A 26,616-nucleotide genomic window follows, 5' to 3' on the forward strand; every position below is an offset into this window, starting at 1 on the left:
TTACTTCGGATTAGAATTGACTATGCGGATGAAATGAAATAAAATACATCTATATTAAGTTGAATAGGCGATGGAGTTCGCCATAACCGCCGTCTAGGCTAATGACTCCTACCAGAGAATAACTTCCCTGGTAGGAGTCTGTTTTTTTGTCCAGAATGGTAATGACAGAAAGGATGATGAGATGCTGTGAAGAAATGGAGAGGGTTGCTCATACCTGTCTTACAGAAATCTACATACGCTGCTATTATGGCTTCTTTATTAAAGTGGATTGTACTTGGGAGTATCGTTGGGCTATTGACTGGTTCTGCTTCTGCGATATTTCTCATCAGCTTGGACTATGTTACGGGGACGAGAATCGAGCATCCTTGGTTGTTGTACCTGTTGCCGCTGGGCGGTGCTGTGGTCAGTTACATGTATTTGAAATTCGGTAAGAACAGCGCGAAAGGCAATAATCTTATTATTGAACAGATTCATGATGGCAAAGAAGCGATTCCACTGCGTATGGCGCCGCTAGTCTTATTCGGTACGCTCGTTACGCATCTGTTCGGCGGCTCCGCAGGCCGTGAAGGGACGGCAGTCCAGATGGGCGGCAGCTTATCCGAATGGCTTGGCAAAATGCTGCGTGTCGATCAGACTGATCGTAGAATTCTACTCATCTGCGGCATTAGCGGTGGGTTCGGTTCTATATTCGGCACCCCGCTTGCGGGTACAGTATTTGGACTTGAGGTGCTGGCCATCGGACTCATCCGTCACGAGGCCTTGGTTCCAGCATTCGTAGCGAGCTTTGTCGGGAATATTGTCACCTCATCAGTATGGGGAGTATCACATGTCCATTATGTCGTCAATGAATTTCCAGAGTTATCGATGCTTGTACTGGGAAAGGTAGTGCTGGCCTCCATCTTGTTCGGACTTACGAGCCGGCTGTTCAGTCAACTGACCCACTATTTGAAAAAAGGGTATGCCAAGTTATTCGCAAATCCGATGCTTAAAAGTGCGGTAGGCGGGCTAGTTATAATCGTATTCGTGTATTTCGTTGGATCACGCGATTATCTTGGCTTAGGTATTCCGCTTATTCAGAGCTCATTTACGGAGGACGTATCTCCATTTGCCTTTCTTGGGAAGCTTATCTTCACTTCGTTTACGTTAGGTGCAGGCTTTCAGGGTGGTGAGGTTACTCCATTATTCGCTATCGGAGCTACATTAGGCAATGCATTGTCGGGCTTCTTGCAGTTGTATGCCCCCTTCTTGGCTGCACTCGGATTTATTGCCGTATTTTGTGGAGCAACGAACACACCGATCGCCTGCTTCCTGATGGGAATTGAATTGTTCGGTTCTGAGGGTGCCATTTATATGTTTATCGCCTGCTTAATCAGCTATTTATTTTCAGGTCATACCGGTATCTATACATCACAACAAATTGGAGTGTCTAAAGCGAAGTTGATACGGATTGCAGCAGGAAGTACGATTGGCGCAGTCAAAACGGAGCAGCGGCAACAGGATCGTACTGAGTAATATGACGATAACCACGGAATGAGGCTGTCCAATTCGTTAGCTTACCTTCTGCGGGATCCTATCTAATAAGAGAAAGGTCGAGTTCAGGGTAATATGGCGCCCTGCTCTAGACCTTTTTTTCATGACTATCCGATTTAATTGTGGATTGCGTCACATTCAATGGAAAATAGGAGGACTTTCCCATCTTACTTGTGATGACTTAGGCTATCTCATTCCTACTTATTCGGATGAAGATACGGATATAGTCGAAGCAGCATCGGTCTCTGTTACGCTTAGACGGTTAGACTGGAACTCGGCCCTGATGCATATCCGTGCTTGTGTAATTCAAGCAATGCTTCGAGACGGGCCTTATATCGATTGACGAGCACCTGAATATTGGAATGTTCATAGTCCCGTGTGTTGTACACGAACCGAACGACAAGCTGCCCTGCTACAATCATGGCAACCGCCTCTAATTGATACATTCGTCCATTGTCCAGTCCTATCGTATCACCTGGCGGCATCGCTGAGAACGTAAAATTTTCATTTTTCAGCTCGTTACCGAATTGACCCATATAATTGAAATTTATATTTGCCTTCCTCTCCAAAATTGCTGTACCGCTTGCTGACTCATGCTTGGTCAAATACTTCAGTACCCCATAATTCATTCCCTTGTTCGGAATGCTGCGCAGCATTTGCCGAGTCTGTTCGACAGCTGCGGGAAGGGAATCGGCTCGTGACATATCGAGAATGATCGGATACATCGTCATGAACCAGCCGATCGTACGCGACACCTCGATCTCTTCCCCGATTGCTTCTCTTCCATGGCCTTCAACATCCAAGCGAAATGTGCGTCCTCCACTCCAATCCGCAAGCGCCATTCCAAACGCAGTTAGCATGAGGTCATATGCTTCCGGGCTTGCTGACGTATTATTGCTCCGAAGCAGTGTGTCGGTTGCTTCCGAAGAGAATTCAACCGCAATCATGCCATTATCGCTCCATACGCCAAAATCGGCAGCTTGCACATCGCTGCGTATACCGAGGGGTAATGGATCTCCAGAATATTGTTCAAGCGCAAGCCAATAAGGAAGTTCCTGAATAACCTCATCCTGCTGAGCATAGGTGTGTAGTCTCTCTGCCCACTGCTTCAGAGAAGTTGACTTTGGCCTAACACGCAGTGGATGTCCGTTCACAAGCTGATCGTATCCATCAGCAAAATCTTCGAGGAGCACACGCCAAGCATATCCGTCTACAATCAGATGATGAATCGTGAGCAGCAGGTGATCCCCACCCTTCGTACGGAATAGACCAACTTTGACAATTGGGCCCTTGTAGAGATTAATACTCTGCTGCAGTTGAGTTGCAATCTGTTCCATTTCTCGCTCAGGATGGTCAGCATCTTCTAGATCGTATGATACGAAATGATAGAAGGGCCCTTCATCTGGCTGGCGGATGGTTTGAACGATCAACTTCCCTTCTGGGCGATAGGTCATTCGCAATGCATCATGGTGAAGAACAAGATGGTCAAATACATGTTCGATGTGCTCTTGCACAAATCTCGTCTTACTGAATAGGACGAATGACTGGTTCCAATGATGCGGGTTCGCGAACCGCTGCTCCCAGAACCACTGTTGAATAGGTGTAAATGGAACGACTCCAGTGATGATCTCGTTCTGGGGGCGCTTGTCTGTAAATCTCATGCGGGCGGCTGCCTCACCCAACGTTGGATATGAATGAAGTTCCTTTACTGTCAAGGTATACCCGAACTGATGCAATCGCCCCATGAGTTGAAGCGCTTTGATGGAATCACCGCCGAGTTTCCAGAAGCTGTGGTGTAACCCGATTGGGTGCCTATTTAGCGTCTCTGCCCACAGCTCCGCCAGCAGCTGCTCACGTTCGGTAGCAGGCGCAATATACGGTTGATTGCCAGAAGACAGTTCGGTCATGTGAAGCAGTGCCTTGCGGTCAATCTTGCCATTGTGTGTTAGCGGCATGCTGTTAATCTTCATGAAGTGTGCAGGAACCATATAGCTAGGAAGCTGATTCAGCAGCTGAGTACGAATATCTGAGATCACGAGTCCTTGATCCGATACAATATAGGCAGATAGCGTCGAGTCGGAAGTATCTTGCTTGATCATAAGCACGGCAGCTTCTTGAATGCCTGGCAAGCGCTGCAGCTGCGATTCAATTTCACCAATTTCAATTCGATAACCACGAATTTTCACTTGGTCGTCTGTTCGTCCAATGAATTCGAGTTCCCCGTTAGGAAGCCATCTGGCATAATCACCAGTCAAGTACATTCGCTTCCATCCATCCGAGTCGAAGAAGGGGTTCGCTATGAAGCACTGCTCTGATTGCTCCGGTAGATTGAGATATCCGCGAGCAAGTCCTATTCCGGTGATACATAGCTGTCCTTGTGCCCCAATTGGCTGCAGCTGAAGATGCTCATTCACGATATATACGAAGCTATTCGCTAACGGTCTGCCAATGCTATAGGCTCCTCCCGCTTGCGCGTCTTTCTTGATTGACGTGACAACGCTGTTCTCGGAAGGGCCGTATTCAATTACAATTTCAGTGTCGGACTGAAGCTGCTTGCTTCTCTCTATCACCGCATCACTGACCCGCTCGCCTGCTAAGGTAACAATCCGAAGACTCGACATATCTTCTGTTGATAATCCAGTGAGTAAAGACCCATATAGGCTTGGTGTGGAAATAATATGATAGACCTTCTCTTGTATAATCAAGTTGCGTAGGGCATAGAAGTCTTTCATCGCCTCCTCAACTGCCAGCACAACTGTCGCTCCCGTAATAAGCGGTGACCAGCACGTCGCCACAAAACCATCGAACGCGAAGGAAATCAACGGGAGCACGGTGTCTCCTACCCTTGTCTTGTATTCTTGGTTCCGATAATGCAGAGTGCTGCCGAATGATTGATGCTCGATCATCACCCCCTTCGGATTGCCGGTCGACCCGGAGGTATAGATGATATATGCAAGGCTGTTTGGAGCAGGGTGAGTGACTTGAATGTCATCTATTGAAATGTCATTTAATAGCTGGCTTTCTTGCCTACTTTCTTGCTTGTCGCTGTCTGCGGTGCATTTATCTTGATCCAACCATTCATATGCTCTATCGATTTGGAAACGCCTTTCTAGGCCTCGATGCGTAACGATGACTTTGACACTGCTGTCTGTAAGCATAAATGAGATTCGTTCATGAGGGAGTGCAGGGTCTAGCGGAATGTAGGCCGCCCCAGCTCTCCATATCCCGAGCATGCTGACAATGGTATCGATAGATCGCTCCATCAGGATGCCTACGACATCGTCCTGCCCGATACCTTTATTCCTTAGATGCGCACTCAATCGGTCAGCTCTGGTACTTAGTTCTCGATAAGTGATGGATTTCAGATCGCATCGAATGGCTATAGCATCAGGGGTTCGTTCGCACTGCTCATTGAACGCTTGAACTACTAAGAGAGTGGGATTGGACTCTTGTGTTTTCGCTGTCTGAAAGGAAGTCATCAGCTCTGCACGCTGCTCAGGCGTGCAAATTTCGATTGAGTCGATAGAGCGTTCAGGCTGTGCAAGCACTTCTTCGATTACATATACATACTGTTCAATCTGTCGCTGAATTTCTTTTGGATTGAACTTAGCTATCTGATAATCAAAGTGCAGGGACAATTCATTCGTCGCCGCGACTCGCTGTACCCGGAGCAGGAAGTCATTTTCCTCATAGCCACAATGGATGTGCTCCCATTCATATTGAACGTGCTCATTGCTGTTTTCATTCGACGTATCCGTCTCTCGATATTCAATGGATGTGTGAAAGAGAGGCGAGCTGTCGCCTGTCTTGGAACGAATGTCCTGTACAAGCTGATTGAATGGATATTTCTGATGCCTTGCCGCTGAGAATTGCTTTTTGTTCACTTGCTTAATGAATGAGATCCTGTCTTGTTCCCCTTCTATCTGGAGGCGGAGTGGCACGGTGCTGACGAACATACCTAACATGTTTTTCTCTGCTCTATTCGTTCGATTGCTTAATGTCGTGCCGATGACTTGATTTTGGTTCCCATTCCACTTGTATAAATAAATGCCAAGTAGTGCGGTAAATAACGTAAATGGACTAACTTGATGCTTTTCGCAGAATTGATATACGTGCTGCTGCACGGAGGCAGACAATGGATAAGTTATACGATCGGATTTACAGGTAGGATCATGCAGTAGGAGTGGCGAGATTGTATGAACGCTGTCAGAGGATTGTGCTTCAAATTCCTGCAGCCAATATTTTCGGTCTTTCTCCCGGCGCTCAGATTGCTCGTATTCCAGCTCACTAGCGATGAACTGCAAATAGAAAGGTCGATGTGGCTCTGGTAAGGCTGCGCCTTGAACAAGGAAACTGTAATAGGCAAGAATATCATCAATGATAAGCTGCTGGGAGATTCCATCGTGAATGAAATGGTGGAAACGCTGGTATAATACACATTCTGTAGCATTTATCCGCAACAGAATGAACTCAAATAGATCGGTATCCTTCCACGGCATTGGCATCTGAGCTCTCGTCTTTTCCCAGGATTTTACATCAACACCGACGGTCTCAATGACTGGAACCTCATAGTTTTGATACTTGCTGATGTATTGTCTTGGCTCCTGTCCGTCCCTCTCTACGATACGAAGACGCAGAACTTCATTTCGCCTCAAGACTTCATTTATAGCTTGTTGCAGGAAAGGTATCTCCAGTCTGCCTTGTTTCGACTTAAGCCGCAACGATACTGAAATAATGCCCAAGCTTGTATTCGGCTGCATATTCTCCATGTACCAGATTCTAAGTTGAGGATGTGTAAGTGACCAATCATTCATCAGACTCGCCCTTCCCTGTCAAATTCATCTACTAGCACATTGAAACATGTCATTGGAAAGAGGGTCAATCAAATGTTTTCTAAAAAGAATTGATCATTTGATAATTTCTTGTAAATACTGAGATTGCAGTTATTTCATGCATCGCTGGCATATACCCAATCTCCTACAAAGGGCATTGAATAAGGTTATGATTACTGCTTGCACAAATTGTATAAATTTCGCAATGTCGGTGAAACTATCCCCAGCGTAGTGTAAAACTTTATGGAGAAATAAATCGATGAATTTACATGCTTATGTACTTTTATGTCGGCTGTTGCTGTTAAGTATATCCATTCCTTTGGCAATGATCGCCCTCGTGCCAGATATGGTTGAAGCAAAACCTTTGAATACCGTTGAATCGAAGCGAGATGACTACTCGATCATCATCTTCCCCCACCTTCACCGCCTTGTTGTGCAACAGCATAACAAGACAATCAAGTCTTATCATATCGCAGTTGGTGATCCCGCTACCCCAACTCCCACGGGTGAATTCCGTATCATATTTAAGGGGGAGAACTGGGGTCCATCATTCGGACCTCGTTGGCTCGGCTTGAATGTGACATGGGGGAATTATGGTATCCATGGTACCAATAAGCCCTATTCCATCGGACGCCACGCTAGTCATGGTTGTATTCGTATGCGCAATAAAGATGTTATCGAATTGTATGAGATGATTCCGATTGGCACGAAAGTAACGATTATGGGACATGCACTGGGTGATTTGAGGCATAATCCACGCGATTTAGCGGAAGGTGATGTTGGCGGAGATGTGCAATTGATTCAGTCGAGGCTGCAAAGTGCAGGATATTACACAGGAAGGTGTGACGGCAAGTTCAGATCAAGCACGACGCAGGCCCTCAAGCGTTATCAACGCGATCACCAGCTAGAGCCAAATGGCGTTGTTTCCTTCCCTATTTATGTACATCTTGGATTGGTAGAATGACCGTGGGTCTGCACTCTTCACATTAGCTGTTTCTTTTACATGTCGGCGAATATCCGAATGTGCGGTTGCGAAATGCTTCTAAGTGAGTGAATCCCAAAAAACAAGGGAAGCTGCTCAATCAGCCTCCCTTAGTTCGTAGTCATAACCTTTGTTCGGATTTGAAAGATGGTATTTTGCTTCAAATCCTACAAGACAACTCTCCAATTATGACTGTACTCGGCTGCAATGGTTCCCCGCTTCCTAATATAATCCACGATTAATTCAGCCATATCTGTCGGCAGATCAAGCACAATTGGCTTATTGGCGAACATGACATAATTCCCCCCGCCCCCGGCTCGATAATTGTTCATAGCCACATCATATTCAGCGTTCATCTCAATTGGCGCGCCACCAACGGTTAGCGTAGTAACGCGCTGTCCTATCGGTCGTGAGACTTGAATCTCATATTCAATGCCTGACCACATATCATAATTATAATGCTGGGGCTTCGGATATAAGAACGCTTCACTAACCTGTATCTGATTCCCTTGTTCCGATAATGCAAAATAAGAGGCAGATTGCTCCAAGGCGTCCTTAATATCTTGACCCGAGACGCGAATGACTCTTAGCGTATTCGGATACATATAGTTGGCCAGCACCTGTCGCATCGTAATCTCTCCATAGAATCCTGGCGCACTATCATCGAAGAGAGCGGTATTCGATATTTCGGCACATCCGTATTCCATTTGAACCCGATTAATGAATGCGATCAACGGATGGTCTGCAAGCCGGACTTGCGACGGATCATCGACCAACATTTTGCCTTCCATAGTACCAATCGGTTGATCCAGCCAGTGTTGAACCTTCTGTTCGATGTCATGGATCACTTCCAAGATACGTTCGTCCGGGACTGTTCCCTCTACAGAAATGAACTGAGATTGACATTGTTCTAGTGCCCATTTCCCCTCAAGCTTGATCATGCTAAGCTCCATGAATCCGATTCCTTGCCCATGGGAGCTCGGTTGCGCGATCCATACCCCGTTCACCTGCTCATCTACAATCAATCGGTGCTGATGACCGGTTAACAAGATGTCGATTCCGGGAACGTCCATGCAAATTCGAAAGCCTTGATTTTCACCCGTATCAGCTTCTGTTAGTACACCAGTATGCATGTCCCGCTCGAATCCGCCATGATAGGATACGACAACGAGATCAACCCGCTCTTCATATCGAAGAATGTTCACCCAGCGCTTCGCCGCATCAACCGCGTCTTCGAAGCAAATTCCTGCAATATGCTGCGGCAATTCCCAGTTCGGAATATACGGGGTTGTTAAGCCCAGTATGCCGATCTTAAGTCCATTCGCATACTCCTTTACAATATAGGGCTTGCCAAAGTAAGGCTCTCCGTCTTCTTCCCGAAGTAGATTTGCGCTGAGCCATGGGAACTGAGACTCCTTAATCGCCTGCTTCAAATAGGGAAGCCCATAGTTAAATTCATGGTTCCCGATGACGGCAGCATCCGCCTTGATCTGGTTCATGCAGGCGACCATTGGATTAGGCAGCTCTGGTTGTATGCGAGCATGATAATAGGTTAGCGGTGTGCCTTGAAGCAGATCGCCATTGTCGATCAGTACAGATTCCTTATACTGATGGCGCAGAGTGTCAATAGCGGTCGCCATTCTGGCTAACCCTGCTTCAATATGCTGCTGATCCGCATAACGATAAGGCATAACGGTTCCGTGAATGTCACTTGTATGTATGATGGCTGCTGTGCAGGAATCACTGTTTTCGTGAAGAGGTACTGCTGTTTCATTGCTCATATGGATTCTCCTCATCTGTGTTGGAAGCATCTATCCCTATCTTGGCTGGTGTCTTTCGAAAGAAAGGATAGAGAAGCCCTGGCAACCCCGCCGGGACTTCTCTATACGATCTAGCTAAGTCAGACAATTCATGACATTTATAGCTTAAGGTGCAATTGTAATTGGATTAGTCTGATATACATTGCTGCTATCCTTGCGGAGACGAATGCTGGCTGCCCCGCTCTTGCCTGATTGTGTTCGCACCTGGATTGTCTTCACGGCAGTACCAGTGCTATCCGCTGTGAGTGTGGCGCTGTTATAGCCATATCCGGCAGGCCAACTGCCATTATCTTGCTGCACTTGACCGACTTGCTGCCCGCCCGTTAAGTATACGCCGATTTGAAGCGTAATGCTGCTGTTCGGCGTTAATCCGCCTGCAGTAATCGTTACATTGAATGGCGTGGCTGCAGTTACCGTTGCAGGATGTGTCATCGCAGGATTGCCAGATGGGTTCTGTCCCCCACTTGGAGCGCCATATGAGCCTTTCTTGAATGTGGAAGAATCCCACCATTTGTAGCCCGCTGCAGGTGCTGCCCACGGCTCAGGCTGCGGCTCTGTACTGAGCTGCGGTGTCTCGAACGGCAGCAATGCAGTTGGTGTGTCAAGCTGCAGTCCTGGCACCTGTGTGAAGCTTGTGTATGACTCCTGCTCGGCAAGCCAGTCAATAAGGTTCATGAGCAGTGCGGCATCATCCTGCTCTTTGTAGCCATCATATGTTTTTTTTGTCTGTCCATTCTCTTCGCGCAAATATTTCGGAGTTGCATCTTCTACTGGAGAGGAATCACCAATGACAGCGGCTTTCCCTAACCCGACCTTCGAGATAGATACATAAGCCCCTTCTGCGACACCGCCTCCGTTATATACGCCTTGATCTACTGCATTTGGCCATTTCTGGCTGCTGCTTACCGCAGGCAAGTACACGATGCCTTTCGCAATTTGCGGATTTGTAATTGCAACCGTTGAACCCGCATGCATGGCAACACTGCTTACTTGATTCGTAATGCCGAATGCTTGCTGTGGATCGACAATCACGTTAGCATTAATGTCACCGAGTGCATTGTAGCGAATACGAACACCAAAGTTGTCGGACAGCCAATCGGAGCTTGCAACATCCTGCATAGCAGCTGAGTTGGCCTCCTCTGTGCTCATCCCTTGTGCTGGATTGCTCCATGCTCCACGGCGGTAGCCGTTAAATGCTTCAGAAGCGTCCCAGCGGTTCTTGTTGCGATCCGCATTGTAATGGTCTGCGATGAAGAAGATGCTGCCCCCACTGTTGACATACTGCAACATTGCTGCTTGCTCGGATGTCTTATACGGAATGTTGGCCTCGCCAATAACAAACACTTGATAATCTTTCAGATCATCATAAGTGATTGGCGTAGACTTGCGCAATTCCTTAACCTCATAGCCTTTGTCTGCAATGCCGTTAGCGAAATCTGAGAAGCCGCCATCAATTACCCAGTCTGCTGCGCCAGCCGTTTGACCGTGAGTGTTATCGAACAATACTTTCTTGCCGTTCGGTGTACCCTTTGCCGTGATATATGGCGCCGGATCGGCTGGCCCCTCCGCATAAGCGTTAGACCCTGCTCCCAAGGACAACGTGGGCAGTGCGATTAATGCAGCAAGTACAACTTTGAACCATTTGCGTTTCAACACAGTTAGCATATTCATTCTTCTTCGCCTCCTCATTTTGTGATGCGGGGGATTGCACCTCTCCGTTCAACATTATTATGGGGCTCGTATGTTAAGGGAAACTTATGTTCATGCGAAGATTATGTTAATCGATCAATTTTTATGAATTATATAGAAAATATTACAACTGGTATAAGTAAGAAATCAAAAGCGGCGAAATGCATCTACTACTACTGGAATAGGACGATATGTTCTTCGAGAAAGTTATCGAGCGTTCTCGGTGCTTGGCCGAGCAATTGAGCAACTGTATCTGTAGGATGCTCCGGAATGGCTACAGACATGGCTTGAATCTCTACAACGTGATTCGCAAGCCATAGCGGCATATGATCTTGTTCCATTAAGGAACGGCGCTGTGTGTTCGAATCCATGTTGATATACGTAATAGGACGACCGAGCATTGCTGTGAATTTGGCCGCAATTTGTTCATAATTGAACACTTCTGAACCAGTGAGTGTATAGATGCGTCCTGCTTTCTTGTGATTCGTCAGTACTTCTGCGGCGACATCCGCAATATCTCGGCAATCGATGTAGTTGCATGCTGAGTTCCCCATTGAGCCGTAGAAGGCATTGTGCTTGCGAATCGGCCCATTCAATCGAAGTAAGTTCTGCATGAAAGCATAGGGTCGCAATACGGTATGCAAAATACCTGAATGGTTGAGCAAGGTTTCGATTTCCAGATGCCATCTGGCAATCTCCACTGGAGCAAGAGCGTTATACAGCGGGCTAGAAATCTTTACAATATGCTCAATGCCGGCCTCGATAGCCGTTCGGATGACAGTGCTCTCTAATTCCACTTGTCTTGGACTATTCGACATGGACAGAAAAAGTTGGCTCGCCCCTTGAAATGCAGAGCGCAATGCTGATGCGTCGGATGCATCTGCGTGGACAATCTCCACCTGTCTATGGTCACCCGCACCCAATTGAATCCGGAGTTTGTCCGGCTCTCTGCTGATGGCCCGTACGGGTACGTTTGCTTGAATCAGACTGTTTAGCAGTTCTCTGCCGATGGTTCCTGTTGCACCGATTACTACTATCATTTCTTACACGCTCCTGTTCGATGTATGTTTGTGTGTTGCCTTATACCAGCGGCATACTGTAGTTGTGCTCGCTATCGCGACAGATAGAGGAAAGTCTATCCACACCCGATCCAACCATGCAATCTCTTGTGAAAATGCATAAATCGACAGTTCTGTAACAACCAAAGCTATCAGCAGCCCTGTTGCTACTCCTAAAAAGGCGAATATCGTTGCAATGACAAGAAGATGCGACTTGTTCAACCATTGTGTATGTAATCCCCAATCTTGCAGCCAACGACCAATGATCCATGCTGTTACGGCAGATGTCCCTCCTATCGAAGTAAAGGCGGCAATGAACAGAATCTGGTCACCGATCACCACTCCTCCAATCCCGGCCATCAACGCCGGCGCAGCATAAGCTATCATGATATCGCGCCAGAGAACAGAAGGCTTAGATATCCTATTACTACCATCCTTGGTCTCACTTGCATCATTTGATCTGTTCAATGTTTGACTTCACCCTTTCTGTTAAAAAAATTGCTCACTCCTACCCCCCCCATATAATTAGGTTCCTAACTATATGGGTGGAAAGGAGGGCTAGTCAAGACTAGCCCCTTTCACGATCATCCACTGTCCCTGTTTAGACGATAGATTCCGCGGTAAGTGCTGAAATTCCTTCGGTAACTCTTTCGAGCAGATCGAGAAACACGGTGCGCTCTTCACTGGTTAGCAATTCTACCATGGCCTCCAGTCTTGCGAAATGCTCTGGTGCCATCTCACGGAGCTTATTAGCTCCTTGATCCGTGAGAACAACTGACTTTTGCCTACCGTCTGATGCACTAGTACGCCGAGTGACGAGACCATCGCGTTCCAAGGTATCGATTAAGCCCGTGACAGTCGCACGAGTCACACCGAGGTTGTTGGCTAATTGCGATGGCAGCTCCTCTCCCCCATTGTCCTCCAAGTCAGCTAACAAGCGATATCGACCTGTTGATAATCCGAATCTGGAGAAATGAACTTCTGCCGCATGTCCTAGCTTCGCACCAGCCTCCATTAACCGAGCAGCAACAAGAATGGCTTGTGCGTCGACGTCGAGGTTGTAGCGATCAATCTGCCGCTTGGATTGAATGAGTGTAGGTGCGGTTTCATTGCTCTTTGTAAATAATGGTTGATTGGTCATACAAAAAGTATGGCTCCTAACTATATAATTGTCAAGTCCTCATTATTTTAGAGCCGAATCAACTACTGTAAATTCTTTAACAACGGTCGATCGGCTCTCAGTCTTATATTAGAGGGGTCATCCACTATTAGAGTCGTACAAGCTTATCTGGGTTGCGTACGAAATAGATATTGCGAATGGCAGCCCCCTCCGAATGAAGCAGGATAACGGTGTCGGGTCGTCCATCGGTATGGACGATCACTCCCGCTTGCCCATTAATAGAGGTAATTTCATAATGCAACAGGTATTCTTGTTGGACAGTCTTCTTCATAAGTCCGATGAGGAATTGTGCGACTCGTTCTGGCGTTGTAATTGGATGTGCAGCAGCCGACACCTTGCCGCCTCCATCAGACAGAACAACGATATCTTCATGCAGCATAGACACGACGGCATCCACGCTATTCGACCTCAGTGCTTGTAATAAACGCATTACCCATTCCTCACTAGCCAGCTCATGAGGGATAGGCTCCTCCTCCGAAATTCCCATCTTATTGCGGGCTCGGCTTAACAACTTGCGGCAATTCACCTCATTTTTATTCACAATTTGTGCAATTGCGGGATAGTCGAACCCGAGCGCTTCACGCAAGATGAAGATCGTGCGTTCCACAGGCGCTAATCGTTCAAGCAGCACAAGCATCGCGTAGGATAGCAAATCAGAACGTACAATTGAATTCATCGGATCCTCGTAGGTTGTTGCAACAGGCTCTGGCAGCCAAGTACCGAAATATTGCTCTCGTCGGCGCTGAGCCGATTTTAGCAAATCATAGCACTGATTCGTAACCATTTTGCACAAATATGCCTTCGGTTGTTCAAGCTCATTTCCGTTCAACTTATGGATTTTGACGAATACCTCTTGCACAACATCTTCTGCGTCAACAGTTGAACCAGTCAACTGATAGGCAAGTGTGAACAGCAGTGCTTTATATTGATGATAAAGTTCTGTCGTATCCATATTGTCCTTCTCCCTTGTAATCACAATTGATGCCATTATTTTATCAAACTAGCAGAATCCCAGGTGAACTTTCGTATCTTCCATCCGAGCTTGCCTGTCAGTACGAAATCTATTCCCCATTGCCGGAACCACACTAATCCGCGTTCAGGGCCTAAGCCAATACAAAATAGCTCCATATAAGATTGGTGGGATGGAGCAGGACGATGCGCAATGTCTGCTGCTATGATTTTGGCTAGCCGATTCGCTTGTGGAATAGCTTCCTTGCATGTCATACGATCTGGTCTACCATTTTTCGGGTCAACGATATGCGCACAATCACCGATACTATATACTCCCGGGAGGCCATGAACTCGATAACTTGCATCTACGATGACTTTCCCTTCTTCAGTTACGGGTAAACCAAGTGAACGAAGGACTGGATTAGACTGAAGTCCCAGTGTCCAAATACATAAGCCAACTGGCAGCGGATCACAGTCATCAAGGTGCAGCATACCATCCCTTGCATGACTTGCTCGACTGTGGTGAATTACAGCAACACCTAACTCGTTCAGTGCAGCTTCCAACTTGGCAGCTACCTTCAAGGGGCCTTCGGTGAATAACCGCTCCTGCGCATTTATTAAAGAAACTCGAACGTCATTCGCAGCTAATCCGAGCTCAATAGCCTCCATCCGCATTGCGTAAGCTAATTCGGCAGAAGCCTCAATGCCACTAATTCCTGCTCCTACTACAGCAACCGACATGAGACGCTTGCGTTCGAGCTGATCTTGTATTCCTGCAGCCTTCTGCATATTGCTTCGCCATTGCTGTTGGATCTGCAATGCTGCATGTTCATGAGTAAGCGCAATTCCTCCTTGTTCTTCAGCCGGTTTACGAATAGTACTCCCAAGAGCAACAATGAGAAAGTCATAGGAGATGCGATGTAATTGGCCATCCCGACCTTCGTATAGTACATGCTTGTTGGCTCCTTGTATGGAAGTAACACTCCCTTGAATGAATGTAACTCTGCTAGGCAATACATCCGACCATGGAACCGTAATGGCCGTGTCTGTTGCGGTAGGCTTGAAAAGGAGTACTTTACGCAAATGATGTGCATGCTGGTCAATAAGAAAAATATGAAGGGAGGAGTCTTTCATGCCCTTCATAATACTTGACATCGCGTGTGCAGCATTTAATCCGGCATAGCCGCCTCCAATAATGATGCATGTCTGTTCTCTCATGTGCTTCTCTCCTTAAGATCGATTTGCACATAGAACGACATAGCACAGCTGTTTGTGACAGAAGAAAATGGATTAGTTTTGTTTCTATTGAATTTGGGCTATAGCCGTGAGCAATATGGGGATTCGCGGATAGACTGATGCTGAGATGACTGATATTTACAAGGAGGCACTTATGGATCCTAATTACTATCATCAAGTGAGTTGGAATTGTGTAAACAATTATGTAGGTATTCGTACGAAAGACAATATGTATCATGATGGGTTTATCTCTCATGTCGATCAAGATGGGTTAACACTTGCCATACCAAGTGATCAAATGATGACGCAAATGAGCGGCATGCCTGCACAACCTACTGTATACAGACAATTTGGGTTTCAGCCTGGTTTTTTCCCAAGACGCCGCTTTTTCCCTCGCCGAATCCCATTTGGGTTCATTGATGACTTATTTTTACTTCCATTCTTCCTGTAGTCCTGATGAGAACGAAATCAAGCCCCTGTGTGAATTTTTAACATGATATGGAACACAGGGGGCTCCCTATCTCGCTATCATTCTGCAAATTTCTACTTGCGGTATCTTATAACGATAAGGAAAGCTGCGCTTATCCAATAGAAAAGTGCACTTAGAACAATCAATGTTAGTTGCCCTTCCTTAATAAGGGGCGAGATGAGGACAAACATGATACAAGAAAACAATATTAAATCCCATCCTACCCACTTAATTGTGAATAAGGTTACGTTAGCATTCCGAAGCGCATGCAAATTCCAAAGAACGGCTACCGTTTCCATAAGAAGAATTCCAATCGCAGCTCCTCTGTACCCAAACCCTGGAATTGCAACAATAACGTATTGGAGCAAGACGGATAGGCCGATTCCCAGTGCGAGACCCGTTAATGGAATCCGTTTGCGATCTTGGGCCCACAGAATACTCGTGGTAAGTTCACGCAACCCAACAATAAGAGGGATTGCAGATAGGTATCGAATAGGCTCTGCTGCAGCTTCCACGCCGAATAGGAGTATTGCCGCTTCCTTCGCATACAGAAAAATAAAAAGTCCGCTAATGATTCCCCATGTCCAGACAAACCGGAGAATTCGTTCGATATCTCGCCCGCTCTCCATGCCTGCTTCGTGCTTCGCTGCTATCTTCATCGTTACCGTATAAGAGACAGAGGCCGTTATCATCGTCGGCATATAGACGATGACAGCAGCCATTCCTGTAATAATGCCATACATTGCGATTGAATCTGATATAGAATACCCTGCAGCCTGCAATCTGTTCGGAATAAGGATGGAGTCAATGAAGTCTGAAAGTGGTACAAGCATTCGCGTGCAACCGATAACGAAGGAGGATCTTAGAAAAAGGCCTAACCCTTCTTTGCTCAATGGGGAATATGTGATCATTATCGCCGTACGCCGTGTGGAAGATGCATATATCGTCAAAAACAAAAACGCAGCAATAGCTGCAATCGTCGTGCCATACAACCCGTAGCCTATGGCTCGACCTACTCCTTGAGCCGCGTACAGGCTTACGAAAGTAATCAGTACCGTAATCCGCACTGCTTGCTCCGTTAATTCGGACAAGGAAATCGCTTCGTAGCTGCGGATTCCCTGCATATAACCGCGTGCTAATTGGAGAAGTGGTACAGCGATTAATGCCGGGGCTAGGGCTCGCAGCGCCCATGCAAGTTCAACATCTCCAATTAGCACAGCAATGTTGTTCGCATAGTATTGTGTCCAAAATGCGAGCCCCATCCCAATCAATGCAGTATAAACGGATAAAAGCTGGAATACCCTCCAACCTCGATCAGTCTGCTTCGCTGTGAATAAGGCGAGCGTAGTAGGCAACCCTCCGGAAATAACCATCAAGGCCATGCCAAAGAAGGAATAGGCAATCTGGTATAACCCAATGCCTTCTGCACCGAGCATTCTTGTTATGGCTACTCTGCCTGCAAGGCCTATTCCTTTACCAATGACGAGAACTGCACTTCGAAGTGCAGTTTGCTTTACGAGTGATGACAACAACATTCGTTCACCTTCCGACCACTCCTTCTTGTCCTCATCATTGTATGATCGGAGTGGACGAGGTATGTGCCGAAGTGCTGACCAGTTCTGCAAGCTAATCACGAATATGGATGAGCCAGTACTTCGTATATTTATCCCAGCCTAGATCAAAAGGTACTCGGTAACGATCGGCAGTGTGTGAATTCACGAGCGGGTAACCTTGAGCATCAAAGCCAACTACAATCGAAAAATGATCGATATCGCCATTAAGCTCGTACCCAATCAGGTCTCCCGCCTTTAGACCAGCCCAAGCGCCGTTTGGATGCTGATTGCTGGTCTGGACAATTGTAGTGTAGGTTCCTTTTTTGATGACTTTGCCGTACCCGCTATATATGAGGAAGTTTTTGAAAGCATCGGTCTGTACCCATGCTTTACTGCCTCCTGAGCGATAGTGATGCCATCCACCCTTCATGCGCAATCCGCCGCCTTCTTGATCGCCAATACATTGGGAAGCAAAATTCGTACAATCCCCTCCTTGCCCGGTATAATCCCGATATCTGGGATTGTAGCGATGATTGTTACCAGCCCCCCAAGCTATTCCTGCGTATTTATTCGCATAATCAATAGCCTTATCACGGTTGTAGCGAGTTGAAGTTGAATGTAGACCCGATGCTTGGTTTGTCTTGGCATTAACCCGATTAGACGCTGAATTGCGCGGTAACTCGGTTAATTTCGGGATTAGATCAGGATTCTCTTCCAGAGGGTCTAAATACCATTCTCGTAGTACCTTCCACGATCCATTCTTCCTTATCAGGGTAAGCGCATGCCGCGTACCTATCCCGAAGTGCTCGACTTGACTTGACGGTTGATTGTACGTATATCCGAGACGCAATGAATCTACAGCGGAGACAAATACCTGATCATTACGTTTTTTCGCCCGAATTACTCTTGGGCTGCTAGCAGCATCCGCCAATTGAAGTTGCCTATGCTTCACCCACGTTTGTACATATTGTGCACGCATCTGTTCATGCTTCATCGCCCTCATGCTTGATGCGCGTTCAGGCATATAAAAATCGCGGAGCAGCCCATCTTCCTGACGAAGTAAATATTTGGCTCGATTCGCAAATAATTGCTGAATAAATGTTGTAAGCTCATTATCTACTGTTTGCTGTTCTGCGGAGAATGTGTATTGCGGTATGGAGGATACAGCAATACAAACGATAACGAATATAGGGATAACAAACCATCTATACATGTTAACGACAAACTCCTCCCTCTTTTTCCTTTTGTCACTTCGACCACATAAACTTCGCACCCTGCTCGTGAAATACATAAATACAGCACCCTTTTACTATGCCCTGCATCGAATAACTGATTCTGCTAAAAAATAATAAGCATGGTTTGTACGTTTTCGATGAACAATGATAAGCAAGGATATCATTGAAGCAAGCAAGAAAGCAGGTGCTGATGTGAAAGATGTAAATAAACGCTTGTCATGCCGGATTGCCCTTAGCCTTATAGTGGCATTCTTTAGCTTCCCGTTATTCCCTGTTGACGTACAATCCTTATCCGATCTGCAGCACGGAGAAAAAACGGCAATGATCATTATTGATGATTTCGGGAATAACGCCAAGGGCACTACAGAGATTATGGAGCTGCCCTATAAAGTAACTGTCGCTGTTATGCCCTTCATGCCAAGTACAGAAAAAGACGCGAAGCGTGCGCATGCTGCAGGTCATGATGTTATCGTTCATATGCCGATGGAAGCATTGTCAGGCAAGAAACATTGGCTTGGGCCTGGAGCAATAACAACGGATCTGAGTGATGCAGAAATTCAGAAACGGGTACATGCAGCTATCGATAATGTCCCCCACGCCATAGGCATGAACAATCATATGGGTTCTAAGGCTACAGTTGATGAGCGTGTTATGCGAAATGTGTTGAAAGTGTGCAAAGAACGTGGGCTTTTCTTCGTAGACAGCCATACTAATTTTCGCAGCATTGTTGGCAAGATCGCAAGCGAGGTGCAGGTTCCCAGCCTAGAGAATCACATCTTCCTAGATGATGTACATACGAAGGCGGCTGTTCATAAGCAGTTCATGCTAATGCGCGAGCATTTCCGCCGTCATGATGTATGTATTGCAATTGGGCATGTCGGCGCTGGCGGGAGAATTACAGCAGAGGTTCTTAAAGATCAGATGGTCAAAATGAACCAAGAAAATATCCAGTTCAAAAAAATAGCCTCTGTATTAAAGAGCAATGCATCACGAAAATAACATGATTATTATCCCAACAATAGGACGATATCTACATGCAGAATAGAAAAAGAGGATGTCCGAATGGACATCCTCTTCTTCTTTATCTCGTAAACTTAACCAATAATGCTGCGAATAAACATTTCCAACGCTGTCGTATCCGTAATGTTCTGATTGCAGGTATGGCTGTTCATGCACATATAATTCCCAATGGCCTTGTAATAATCAGGCGTAGCATTCGCTGGTTTGGATTTCGTTTCTGCTGTAAATAAGGCCACTTCTTCCTGTCGATTGCATAGGAAGCAAGTACCCTTCTTCTTTGCTTGGGTGAATTTCCCCTCAATACCGACAAGTCGTCCGTCTAACTGATGGATCAGATACATGCGATTCGTTCCAATGTCCGTCCATCCAAGATACGTCGTATGGCGGAGATCCAGTCCCTCCATATTCGGAAGCTTCAGCTTCTTACTCTTCGGATAGAGCTTCTTCAGCTGCTTGTCAGTTACCTGTTCGAACTCAATCAGGTAAGGTTCAAGAGAAAGCAGAAATTGAGAGAATTCTTCCGTTTTGTCGAGTGTCGTAATCCGCTCAAGCAGACGAAGCTGCTGCTCTTCTGCACTCTGGAACGCCTCTGTAATCTTGTTGAACGCGCTGTATCGTACTGTATCAACAATCTTGTGATCCGCTACTGTCTGACAAGTATGTTGAAGCAAAGTCGCTTGCCTTTTAATCAAATTATATTGGTGGTTTCTAATAAATGGTGTTGTCATGCTTTACAGCTCCTTATTTTGAATAGTTGAAGAAATAAGGTGCAAAGCCCATTATTAGAAACGATATAAGCGTACTTGGGCGACAATCATTCTTCGTATTGTCCAGCCCCATGCAAAGTATCGCCCCTAAATCAGGCTTTGCATGAGTCGTTGCTGATTCTGGCAAAGTTTTTTGCCATCCCTTGCCACCTCCCCTGTTACTTAATAGTATAAAGAAAACCGATAGTTGTTGCAACTCATCTCTTTCCGTCGAGCAAAAAACAGGTAGCGCTACAGCATGGGCTCCCCATATCTCACAAGTACATGCCACAGCAATTTCAGCTCCTGAAGTACTTCCTTATCGCTGCCACGATCCATCCATTTAGTCGGGTCGCTCCTTAATTCCATGACAGCATCGCCTATAACGCTGGCATCTACCCTGCCCTCACGAGCAATGCGCATTGCTAATGATGGCATTGCCGATCCTCTAAAGTCACTAGGCACCTCATGTGCCAACAACGAGAATCCCCTATGCCAGTAAAGCGCAATTGCATACTTACGGCATATTTCCTCCAGTGTCCTGCCGATGTGGGTATGTATGTAGGAGGGATCAGCGACTAGTATATCAACGTCATCCTGTAGTGAAAGGTCGCCATGAATTTGCGCTTCAATATATTCATCCAGATTGCGACTCGGTTCTCTGCAGGAAGGATTGGGAAATGAACATGCCAGCCTGCATCGTAATTGATTAATTAGTTTGCTTGGACTAAGATTTTTGTCCCCAATGGCACAGTTATTGCGATATGCATCTGTTAAGAGAGCCGCCAATATATCATCAAGCTCGTCATAGGTTCCCATTTCCAACGGATCTAGATGGGAATCCATATATGTGAAGGTACACCGCGTTGATACTTTGGGTGACAAGAGGAAATAACACGAGCCAAATCGAGGAGCAGGCCCGTCAGAATGAAGCATAAGGTTAAGCGCCCCATATTTGGGACGCTCGCTATTGCCCGTGCCTTCGCACTGATAGGCGCCGCCAAACAACTTTTTCTCCCAAAGATCGCGTTCACCTCCAGGATAAGCAGATACACTTCCATTGGATAGAAGCGTTTCAAATTGGCTTTTGTACAATCCTTGTTCCAAAAGAGCTTCAGCAACACTTTTCATGTTCAGGTCAGGTCTGTCCGGGTGGAAGTGTAGGGCAACTCTAGCATATGACTTTATCATTCGTACAGCTTGGTTATATTCGGATTGTGAAATGGCGGAACCTTGTAATATGCCCGCTATCGTATGCTGTGCGTTCATTTTTCGGCCTCTCGCATAGGTAGTCACAAAATGCAGCGCGGCTCGCTGCGAATTCGATAATTCTGCAGCCATTCGCTCCCCCCTTATTAAGTTCCATATCATCATCTCACAATACTAATTAATCCTATTACCTGGCACATGATATGCATCAAGTAAAGTCCTATATTCGCTGCAACTTCAACCTGTGGATAAAATCCTTTTGTTTAATCCAAATTATCATTAACTACGTTAAGGGGAAATTAGACCATATGAAACTAAAAATGCTGATATTATTCGTATGGAGTATGTTAGATCCGATATATTTTTCGTTAACGCGACTGACCTTTCCTGAGCAATCACGTTCGAATATCTTCAGGGTAAGATTACTCAGGTATCGAGGCAAGACAATCATACTGTCTGACGGGACACGCATCGAACATAGCGATCTATTGGTAAAAATACATCTTCATAATGTTCGTTTGCTTACGGAAATTTTTTATATGGATAATGGTGTAAAGAAGGGGCGAATTATTTATCGCACAGTAGAGCAGTCCTTGCCTGGGGTGTGTCGGCACATTCAAGCCCATCCAAAATTCCGTGAAATTAAGGCCATTATCGGTATTACGATGCTGCATCGAGGATGCACGCATTTGGGATTCGATATCATACAGATCCATAATCCGTTATATCGTGCTTTTAAATGGATCGGCCAAATGCCTATTCATTTTTTGTCCGTATCCAATCCGCTTAAGACCTGTTCAAAGCAAAATCCTAGATTATTACTGATGTCTACAGACTTGTTAATGGATAAATACGGAAGTGTATGACAATAAAGAAAGGGAGAGTTTTGGGAATTTATTTTATTTTGGAGACGGGATAACATAATATGATGAAATGTCATATGACAGTTCGTCACTATGCCGGATGACAAACGAACGAGTATATTCACCTTGAGCCATCTGTTAGGTGTGCTACACATTGGAGTAAAGGGTGATTGTATTTGCTCAAGAACAGTGTCATCATGTTGATTGTGATCGTTCTATCGGGAATGTTGGCTCGGCCTGCCTTTTCCTTAATAGAACCACCAAATCCAAGTAATAAGAATCGTTTAATTGTGCAGGACGTCATCATAGTGGATGTGAAGACAGGCAAGCTTAAACCAAATCAGTCGGTAGTCATTCAGGGCAACCAAATTACAGCAATAGCTGATACGACTGACGTTGATGTACCTGACGATGCCCGTGTGATCAAAGCTAATGGGAAATATCTTATCCCTGGTTTATGGGATATGCACGTCCATTTGGAAAATCACATGGATAGTGCAGTCCCCCACTTGTTAGCAAACGGAGTGACAGGTGTTAGGGAGATGGGCTCCAGCCTCCACCATGTTCAAGAGACGCGCAGCATTAATAATCAGGAAAAGTTGACTCCGCGAATTGTACAATCCGGTAAAGTTATTAATCAATTTCCAAATAATGAGGTACCTTCGCATCACTATAATTTAAAGAATGAAGCAGCGGTTCGCAAAGCTGTACAACAGTTGAAAACATATCAGGTCGATCAAATTAAAATGTATTCCCACATGCCTAAAGACCTGTATTCTGTGGCTATGAAGGAAGCGAAGAAGCTACAGCTTCCGGTTAGTGGCCATTTACCATTTACTGTACGCGCAGATGAAGCTTCTAACGACGGTATGAGAAGCTTCGAGCATTTGCATGGGATGCATATTGCTACAGCATCAAAGAAATCAGGTATTTTCAACAGCCTTGTTAAGGATACAGAAGCGGGGATTATTAACAAGGATCAGTTGTTGTATCTCGAATACGAAAATAAAGCTGCAAAGCATTATGATGCAAATGAAGCCGGAAAGTTGTTTGAGATCTTTAAACGGAACGAAACTTGGCAGGTTCCTACACTTGTAACGATGACGAGCTTAAATAAGCAGGTACCTGATGAAAGAGTACGCTTCTTAGAACCTGCTGTTCAGAAGAAGTGGGCAGCATTAATAGAAAATTGGCACAAGGATAAAAGAGGGGCTGCTATCCATCAGGAGCTGGAACAGAACAATTTGCAATTAGTTCGCAAAATGAATGAAGCTGGGGTACCGATTATGGCTGGCACTGATTCTACTTACTTGATGCCAAATCTATATTACGGCTTTAGCCTGCATGAAGAACTTCAACTGCTAGTCAAAGCAGGACTAAGTCCGCTGCAAGCCCTTCAGGCTGCCACGATTAATCCGGCTCGTTATTTAGAAAATGAGGATAAGCAGGGCACGGTAGAGGTAGAAAAGCTAGCCGATCTCGTCCTGCTAGACGCGAATCCGCTCGCAGATATCCGCAACACAACCCAAATCCATGCGGTCATCATGAATGGGCATCTAATCGATCGGACAGAGATTCTCAAAAAGCTAAAAACATACCCGATTATTAAGGAGTTCTCTCGCAAGCAGAAGTAAACTGTGGTAAGAGATACGTGTCACGTACAACTATCGCTATGTTCATCTTGTAGAGCCTGAACCTACAAGGATTCAGGCTCTACAAGTTGTTTTTTGTGGATTCATTACCCAAACCAATTTACACTTTTACATGATTTAATCCCGGAGCGTTTGTTCCTGGATCCCAGAACACGGTGGCGTAATTCCGTTTTCACATCATCCTCCCGGATACTTCGGTTCCAGCTTCACATGAAGGACGTGCACGCCGTTTTCACTGCTTTCCTTCTGTTCTACTACATATCCTTCGCCATCGACGCGTACCTTCCATCCGAGAAGCGAAGTAATTTCCATCACTTCACGCAGCGATTTGTCCTTAAAGTCCGGAAGTAGCAGCTTCTCAGGGTCATCCGTAAGCAAATATATGCGCTGTCTGACAGCCATCGGATCACCCGGCTTTGGATATTGGCGTTTCACTGTATCTCCTGCGCCAATCGTATCGAATACCATACCTTGTTCTGCAAGCTGCTGCTTCGCATCGCGCACCTTCATGTTTTGCATATCGGGTGTCGATACGGTCGGCCGCGAGCCGAGCTTGTTACCACTAAACTTCGGATTCGACTGCAAAGAGGAGGGTACCCCCATGTAGCGCAAGGATTGGGATACAATATCCTTAAACATATAAGGAGCGACGAAGCCGCCGCCTTGGTAAAAATCTTTGGGATCATCGACCACGACGAGCAGAACAATCCGCGGATCCTCTACGGGTGCGAAGCCGATAAACGATACGACCGCGCGGTCATTATTATACTCCCCGTTAATAACCTTGATCGCGGTACCCGTCTTGCCTGCGACGCGATATCCGTCGATATAGGCATGTCTACCTGTACCGATCTCTTGGTCGGCAACCACCTGCTCTAAATATTCACTTACTTGTTTGGCTACATTTTGATCGATAACTTCGCGCACGATTTCCGGCTTGCGCTCCGACACCTCACCGCTTACGGTATCTTCGATTTTACGAATAAGATGCGGCTTCATCAGATTTCCGCCATTCGCCACTGCAGATACGGCCATAACCTGCTGGATCGGCGTCACCAGCACCTGCCCGTGGCCGTATGAAGCAGCGGCCACATCTGCCGCATATTCAAAGCGAATCAGTCCGCTGTTCTCACCAAGCATTTCAATCTCAGTCTTCTTGCCGAAGCCGAATTTCTCGATGTACGATTTCAATTTCTCTTCCTTCAATTTCTCGTAGCCTAGCTTGACGAATGCCACGTTGCTGGATCGCTTCAAACCCTCTAAATAAGTGATCGTTCCCCATGTCTGATTCACGTCGCCAATGGGTACTCCGCCGGCTATGATTTTGCCAGACACGAACTTTTCATCCGGATTGAAGATGCCCTCCTGTACGGCTGCCGACAGCGTCACGATTTTGAACGTCGACCCAGGCTCATAACGCGATTGGACTGCATGGTTATAAAAAGCGGATAGGTCCTTGGCTTTCCAATATGAATTCGGATCAAAATCCGGCATATTGGCCAGTCCCAGGATGTCGCCCGTTTTCGGATCGGCCGCGATGACTGTCATGCTTTTGGGCGTATATTTGTTATACACCTCGCGCATCGAATTCACGATATATTGCTGGATCGTGCTATCTATCGTCAAGTAGATGTTGCTGCCGTCCCGGGAAGGCTGAAATACTTCCGATGCTGTGGGAAGCTTATTTCCTAACCGATCCTTCTCATATTGTAGGAAACCGACAGTGCCTCGAAGCTGTTCATCGTACATTTTCTCAATCCCGCCGATGGGATTGTTCTGCTTATCCATATATCCAAGAACGTGTGAGGCCAGCGCATTCTTCGCATAGAACCGCTTGACCTCGGGCAGCAGGTAAAGTCCGACGTCACGCAATCTCGTCATATCTTTTAATTCCTCGATAAATACGCGCAATTTCTTGGCTGTTTCGTCGTCCAGCTTCCATCCTTCATTGCGCACCTCGACCTGAGGATAATATTCGTCTTTGCCGTCCTTTGTTCTCATTTTTCGTGTAAGCTCAAAGAGTTCATTCTCAGGCTTTTTCAGTACGGCATGCAACTTGTCTACGATGATGCGCTCCATATCAATCCGTTTCTCGATCAGATCGCCCTTCTTGCGGAGCTCCTGAATCACCTTGGGGCTTATCGCTACGGTATAAGTACGGGCATCCATGGCCAATACGTCGCCATTCTGATCATAGATCGTTCCCCTGATAGGAGTCAGCTCCTTCCTCACGGACCACGAATCTCTCGCTTGCTCCATCCAGAACGATTGATTGATAACCTGATACCAGAACAGCCGAGCGAAAATGACCCCGAAAAAGATTGTAAAGATGGCTCCAATCAATAATGTGCGTAACTTTATTCGCTTGATCACCTTATCCCTCTTTCTAAAGGTAATTGCCATGATTATATAAACGTGGTATGTTTGCGAGTTAGCAAGCGTAGCTCAGGCTTTCTATCAAATTAGATGCTTCAACACAGGAAACAGTTTCACTTTCTTTATGAAATTGTGCGCTGTGATGAAATATATTGGGTTAATGCTCACTGATACGCTATTATTTTGTATAGCATCAATTTCGCTATTACACTTAC

At 46.0% G+C, this 26,616-nt stretch carries 19 protein-coding genes and 1 riboswitch; of the genes, 6 read left to right on the forward strand and 13 right to left on the reverse strand.

Annotated features, from left to right (window positions below; translation table 11 throughout):
- Positions 1–57: 57 nt before the first annotated feature.
- A riboswitch (Fluoride riboswitch) is annotated at positions 58–118 on the forward strand.
- Between the two features lie 128 nt (positions 119–246).
- Entirely contained in the window at positions 247–1,512 is a 1,266-nt protein-coding gene (locus tag ABN764_RS05620; protein ID WP_446671340.1) for a voltage-gated chloride channel family protein, read from the forward strand.
- Positions 1,513–1,784: 272 nt separating this feature from the next.
- Here the strand turns inward: ABN764_RS05620 and ABN764_RS05625 are convergent, their stop codons facing one another.
- Complete coding sequence (locus ABN764_RS05625) at positions 1,785–6,344, reverse strand: non-ribosomal peptide synthetase (RefSeq protein WP_446671222.1); 4,560 nt, start codon at positions 6,342–6,344, stop codon at positions 1,785–1,787.
- 364 nt (positions 6,345–6,708) lie between these two features.
- On the opposite strand from ABN764_RS05625, the gene ABN764_RS05630 reads away from it, so the two are divergent.
- Positions 6,709–7,326 carry a L,D-transpeptidase family protein gene (locus ABN764_RS05630; protein WP_512699554.1) on the forward strand — a complete coding sequence of 206 codons (618 nt, stop codon included), beginning with the start codon at positions 6,709–6,711 and terminating at the stop codon, positions 7,324–7,326.
- A gap of 185 nt (positions 7,327–7,511) precedes the next feature.
- On the opposite strand, the gene ABN764_RS05635 is transcribed toward ABN764_RS05630, so the two are convergent.
- The 7 genes from ABN764_RS05635 to ABN764_RS05665 all read right to left on the reverse strand — a co-directional run bounded on the left by ABN764_RS05635 (position 7,512) and on the right by ABN764_RS05665 (position 15,260).
- On the reverse strand, positions 7,512–9,125 hold the full coding sequence (locus ABN764_RS05635) for a bifunctional metallophosphatase/5'-nucleotidase (RefSeq protein WP_446671224.1): 1,614 nt from the start codon (positions 9,123–9,125) through the stop codon (positions 7,512–7,514).
- 144 nt (positions 9,126–9,269) lie between these two features.
- Positions 9,270–10,820, reverse strand: coding sequence for a DNA-binding protein (locus ABN764_RS05640; protein WP_446671341.1), 1,551 nt, complete (start codon positions 10,818–10,820; stop codon positions 9,270–9,272).
- Positions 10,821–11,026: 206 nt separating this feature from the next.
- Positions 11,027–11,893, reverse strand: a complete 867-nt coding sequence (locus ABN764_RS05645) for an NmrA family NAD(P)-binding protein (protein WP_446671225.1) — start codon at positions 11,891–11,893, stop codon at positions 11,027–11,029.
- 3 nt (positions 11,894–11,896) lie between these two features.
- Positions 11,897–12,379, reverse strand: coding sequence for a hypothetical protein (locus ABN764_RS05650; protein WP_446671226.1), 483 nt, complete (start codon positions 12,377–12,379; stop codon positions 11,897–11,899).
- A 133-nt stretch (positions 12,380–12,512) separates the two neighbouring features.
- The gene (locus ABN764_RS05655) at positions 12,513–13,052 is read right to left on the reverse strand and encodes a MarR family winged helix-turn-helix transcriptional regulator (protein ID WP_446671227.1); all 540 of its coding nucleotides are present in this window, start codon (positions 13,050–13,052) and stop codon (positions 12,513–12,515) included.
- 127 nt (positions 13,053–13,179) lie between these two features.
- Entirely contained in the window at positions 13,180–14,043 is an 864-nt protein-coding gene (gene sigJ / locus ABN764_RS05660; protein ID WP_446671228.1) for an RNA polymerase sigma factor SigJ, read from the reverse strand.
- A 35-nt stretch (positions 14,044–14,078) separates the two neighbouring features.
- Complete coding sequence (locus ABN764_RS05665) at positions 14,079–15,260, reverse strand: NAD(P)/FAD-dependent oxidoreductase (RefSeq protein WP_446671229.1); 1,182 nt, start codon at positions 15,258–15,260, stop codon at positions 14,079–14,081.
- A 172-nt stretch (positions 15,261–15,432) separates the two neighbouring features.
- On the opposite strand from ABN764_RS05665, the gene ABN764_RS05670 reads away from it, so the two are divergent.
- Positions 15,433–15,729 (forward strand): phosphatidylinositol kinase, encoded by a 297-nt coding sequence (locus ABN764_RS05670; RefSeq protein WP_174810575.1) that lies wholly within the window; start codon positions 15,433–15,435, stop codon positions 15,727–15,729.
- Positions 15,730–15,821: 92 nt separating this feature from the next.
- Here ABN764_RS05670 and ABN764_RS05675 read toward each other — a convergent pair whose 3' ends face one another.
- Positions 15,822–17,282 (reverse strand): oligosaccharide flippase family protein, encoded by a 1,461-nt coding sequence (locus ABN764_RS05675; protein ID WP_446671230.1) that lies wholly within the window; start codon positions 17,280–17,282, stop codon positions 15,822–15,824.
- A 91-nt stretch (positions 17,283–17,373) separates the two neighbouring features.
- Positions 17,374–18,513 (reverse strand): amidase domain-containing protein, encoded by a 1,140-nt coding sequence (locus ABN764_RS05680; protein ID WP_446671231.1) that lies wholly within the window; start codon positions 18,511–18,513, stop codon positions 17,374–17,376.
- 343 nt (positions 18,514–18,856) lie between these two features.
- Between ABN764_RS05680 and ABN764_RS05685 the strand changes: the two genes are divergently transcribed.
- Positions 18,857–19,534 carry a divergent polysaccharide deacetylase family protein gene (locus ABN764_RS05685; protein ID WP_446671342.1) on the forward strand — a complete coding sequence of 226 codons (678 nt, stop codon included), beginning with the start codon at positions 18,857–18,859 and terminating at the stop codon, positions 19,532–19,534.
- Between the two features lie 95 nt (positions 19,535–19,629).
- Here ABN764_RS05685 and ABN764_RS05690 read toward each other — a convergent pair whose 3' ends face one another.
- Complete coding sequence (locus ABN764_RS05690; RefSeq protein WP_446671232.1) at positions 19,630–20,283, reverse strand: FusB/FusC family EF-G-binding protein; 654 nt, start codon at positions 20,281–20,283, stop codon at positions 19,630–19,632.
- Between the two features lie 270 nt (positions 20,284–20,553).
- Positions 20,554–21,642 (reverse strand): DUF3626 domain-containing protein, encoded by a 1,089-nt coding sequence (locus ABN764_RS05695; protein WP_446671233.1) that lies wholly within the window; start codon positions 21,640–21,642, stop codon positions 20,554–20,556.
- 188 nt (positions 21,643–21,830) lie between these two features.
- Between ABN764_RS05695 and ABN764_RS05700 the strand changes: the two genes are divergently transcribed.
- Positions 21,831–22,376, forward strand: coding sequence for a YkoP family protein (locus ABN764_RS05700; RefSeq protein ID WP_446671343.1), 546 nt, complete (start codon positions 21,831–21,833; stop codon positions 22,374–22,376).
- Between the two features lie 173 nt (positions 22,377–22,549).
- Positions 22,550–24,007, forward strand: a complete 1,458-nt coding sequence (locus ABN764_RS05705; protein WP_446671234.1) for an amidohydrolase family protein — start codon at positions 22,550–22,552, stop codon at positions 24,005–24,007.
- A 195-nt stretch (positions 24,008–24,202) separates the two neighbouring features.
- Here the strand turns inward: ABN764_RS05705 and ABN764_RS05710 are convergent, their stop codons facing one another.
- Positions 24,203–26,398 carry a penicillin-binding transpeptidase domain-containing protein gene (locus ABN764_RS05710; RefSeq protein WP_446671235.1) on the reverse strand — a complete coding sequence of 732 codons (2,196 nt, stop codon included), beginning with the start codon at positions 26,396–26,398 and terminating at the stop codon, positions 24,203–24,205.
- Between the last annotated feature and the right edge of the window lie 218 nt (positions 26,399–26,616).

The sequence above is a fragment of the Paenibacillus wuxiensis genome (assembly GCF_040195695.1).
Classification (GTDB): domain Bacteria; phylum Bacillota; class Bacilli; order Paenibacillales; family Paenibacillaceae; genus Paenibacillus_B; species Paenibacillus_B suaedae.

Bases quoted from the DNA above. Each gene is read 5' to 3' on its own strand.
- ABN764_RS05675 (WP_446671230.1), bottom strand. From the start codon at position 17,282: ATGTTGTTGTCATCACTCGTAAAGCAAACTGCACTTCGAAGTGCAGTT.
- ABN764_RS05655 (WP_446671227.1), bottom strand. From the start codon at position 13,052: ATGACCAATCAACCATTATTTACAAAGAGCAATGAAACCGCACCTACA.
- ABN764_RS05625 (WP_446671222.1), bottom strand. From the start codon at position 6,344: ATGAATGATTGGTCACTTACACATCCTCAACTTAGAATCTGGTACATG.
- ABN764_RS05665 (WP_446671229.1), bottom strand. From the start codon at position 15,260: ATGAGAGAACAGACATGCATCATTATTGGAGGCGGCTATGCCGGATTA.
- sigJ (WP_446671228.1), bottom strand. From the start codon at position 14,043: ATGGATACGACAGAACTTTATCATCAATATAAAGCACTGCTGTTCACA.
- ABN764_RS05700 (WP_446671343.1), top strand. From the start codon at position 21,831: ATGCTGATATTATTCGTATGGAGTATGTTAGATCCGATATATTTTTCG.
- ABN764_RS05670 (WP_174810575.1), top strand. From the start codon at position 15,433: ATGGATCCTAATTACTATCATCAAGTGAGTTGGAATTGTGTAAACAAT.
- ABN764_RS05645 (WP_446671225.1), bottom strand. From the start codon at position 11,893: ATGATAGTAGTAATCGGTGCAACAGGAACCATCGGCAGAGAACTGCTA.
- ABN764_RS05620 (WP_446671340.1), top strand. From the start codon at position 247: ATGGCTTCTTTATTAAAGTGGATTGTACTTGGGAGTATCGTTGGGCTA.
- ABN764_RS05685 (WP_446671342.1), top strand. From the start codon at position 18,857: ATGATCATTATTGATGATTTCGGGAATAACGCCAAGGGCACTACAGAG.
- ABN764_RS05695 (WP_446671233.1), bottom strand. From the start codon at position 21,642: ATGGCTGCAGAATTATCGAATTCGCAGCGAGCCGCGCTGCATTTTGTG.
- ABN764_RS05635 (WP_446671224.1), bottom strand. From the start codon at position 9,125: ATGAGCAATGAAACAGCAGTACCTCTTCACGAAAACAGTGATTCCTGC.
- ABN764_RS05630 (WP_512699554.1), top strand. From the start codon at position 6,709: ATGGTTGAAGCAAAACCTTTGAATACCGTTGAATCGAAGCGAGATGAC.
- ABN764_RS05690 (WP_446671232.1), bottom strand. From the start codon at position 20,283: ATGACAACACCATTTATTAGAAACCACCAATATAATTTGATTAAAAGG.
- ABN764_RS05680 (WP_446671231.1), bottom strand. From the start codon at position 18,513: ATGTATAGATGGTTTGTTATCCCTATATTCGTTATCGTTTGTATTGCT.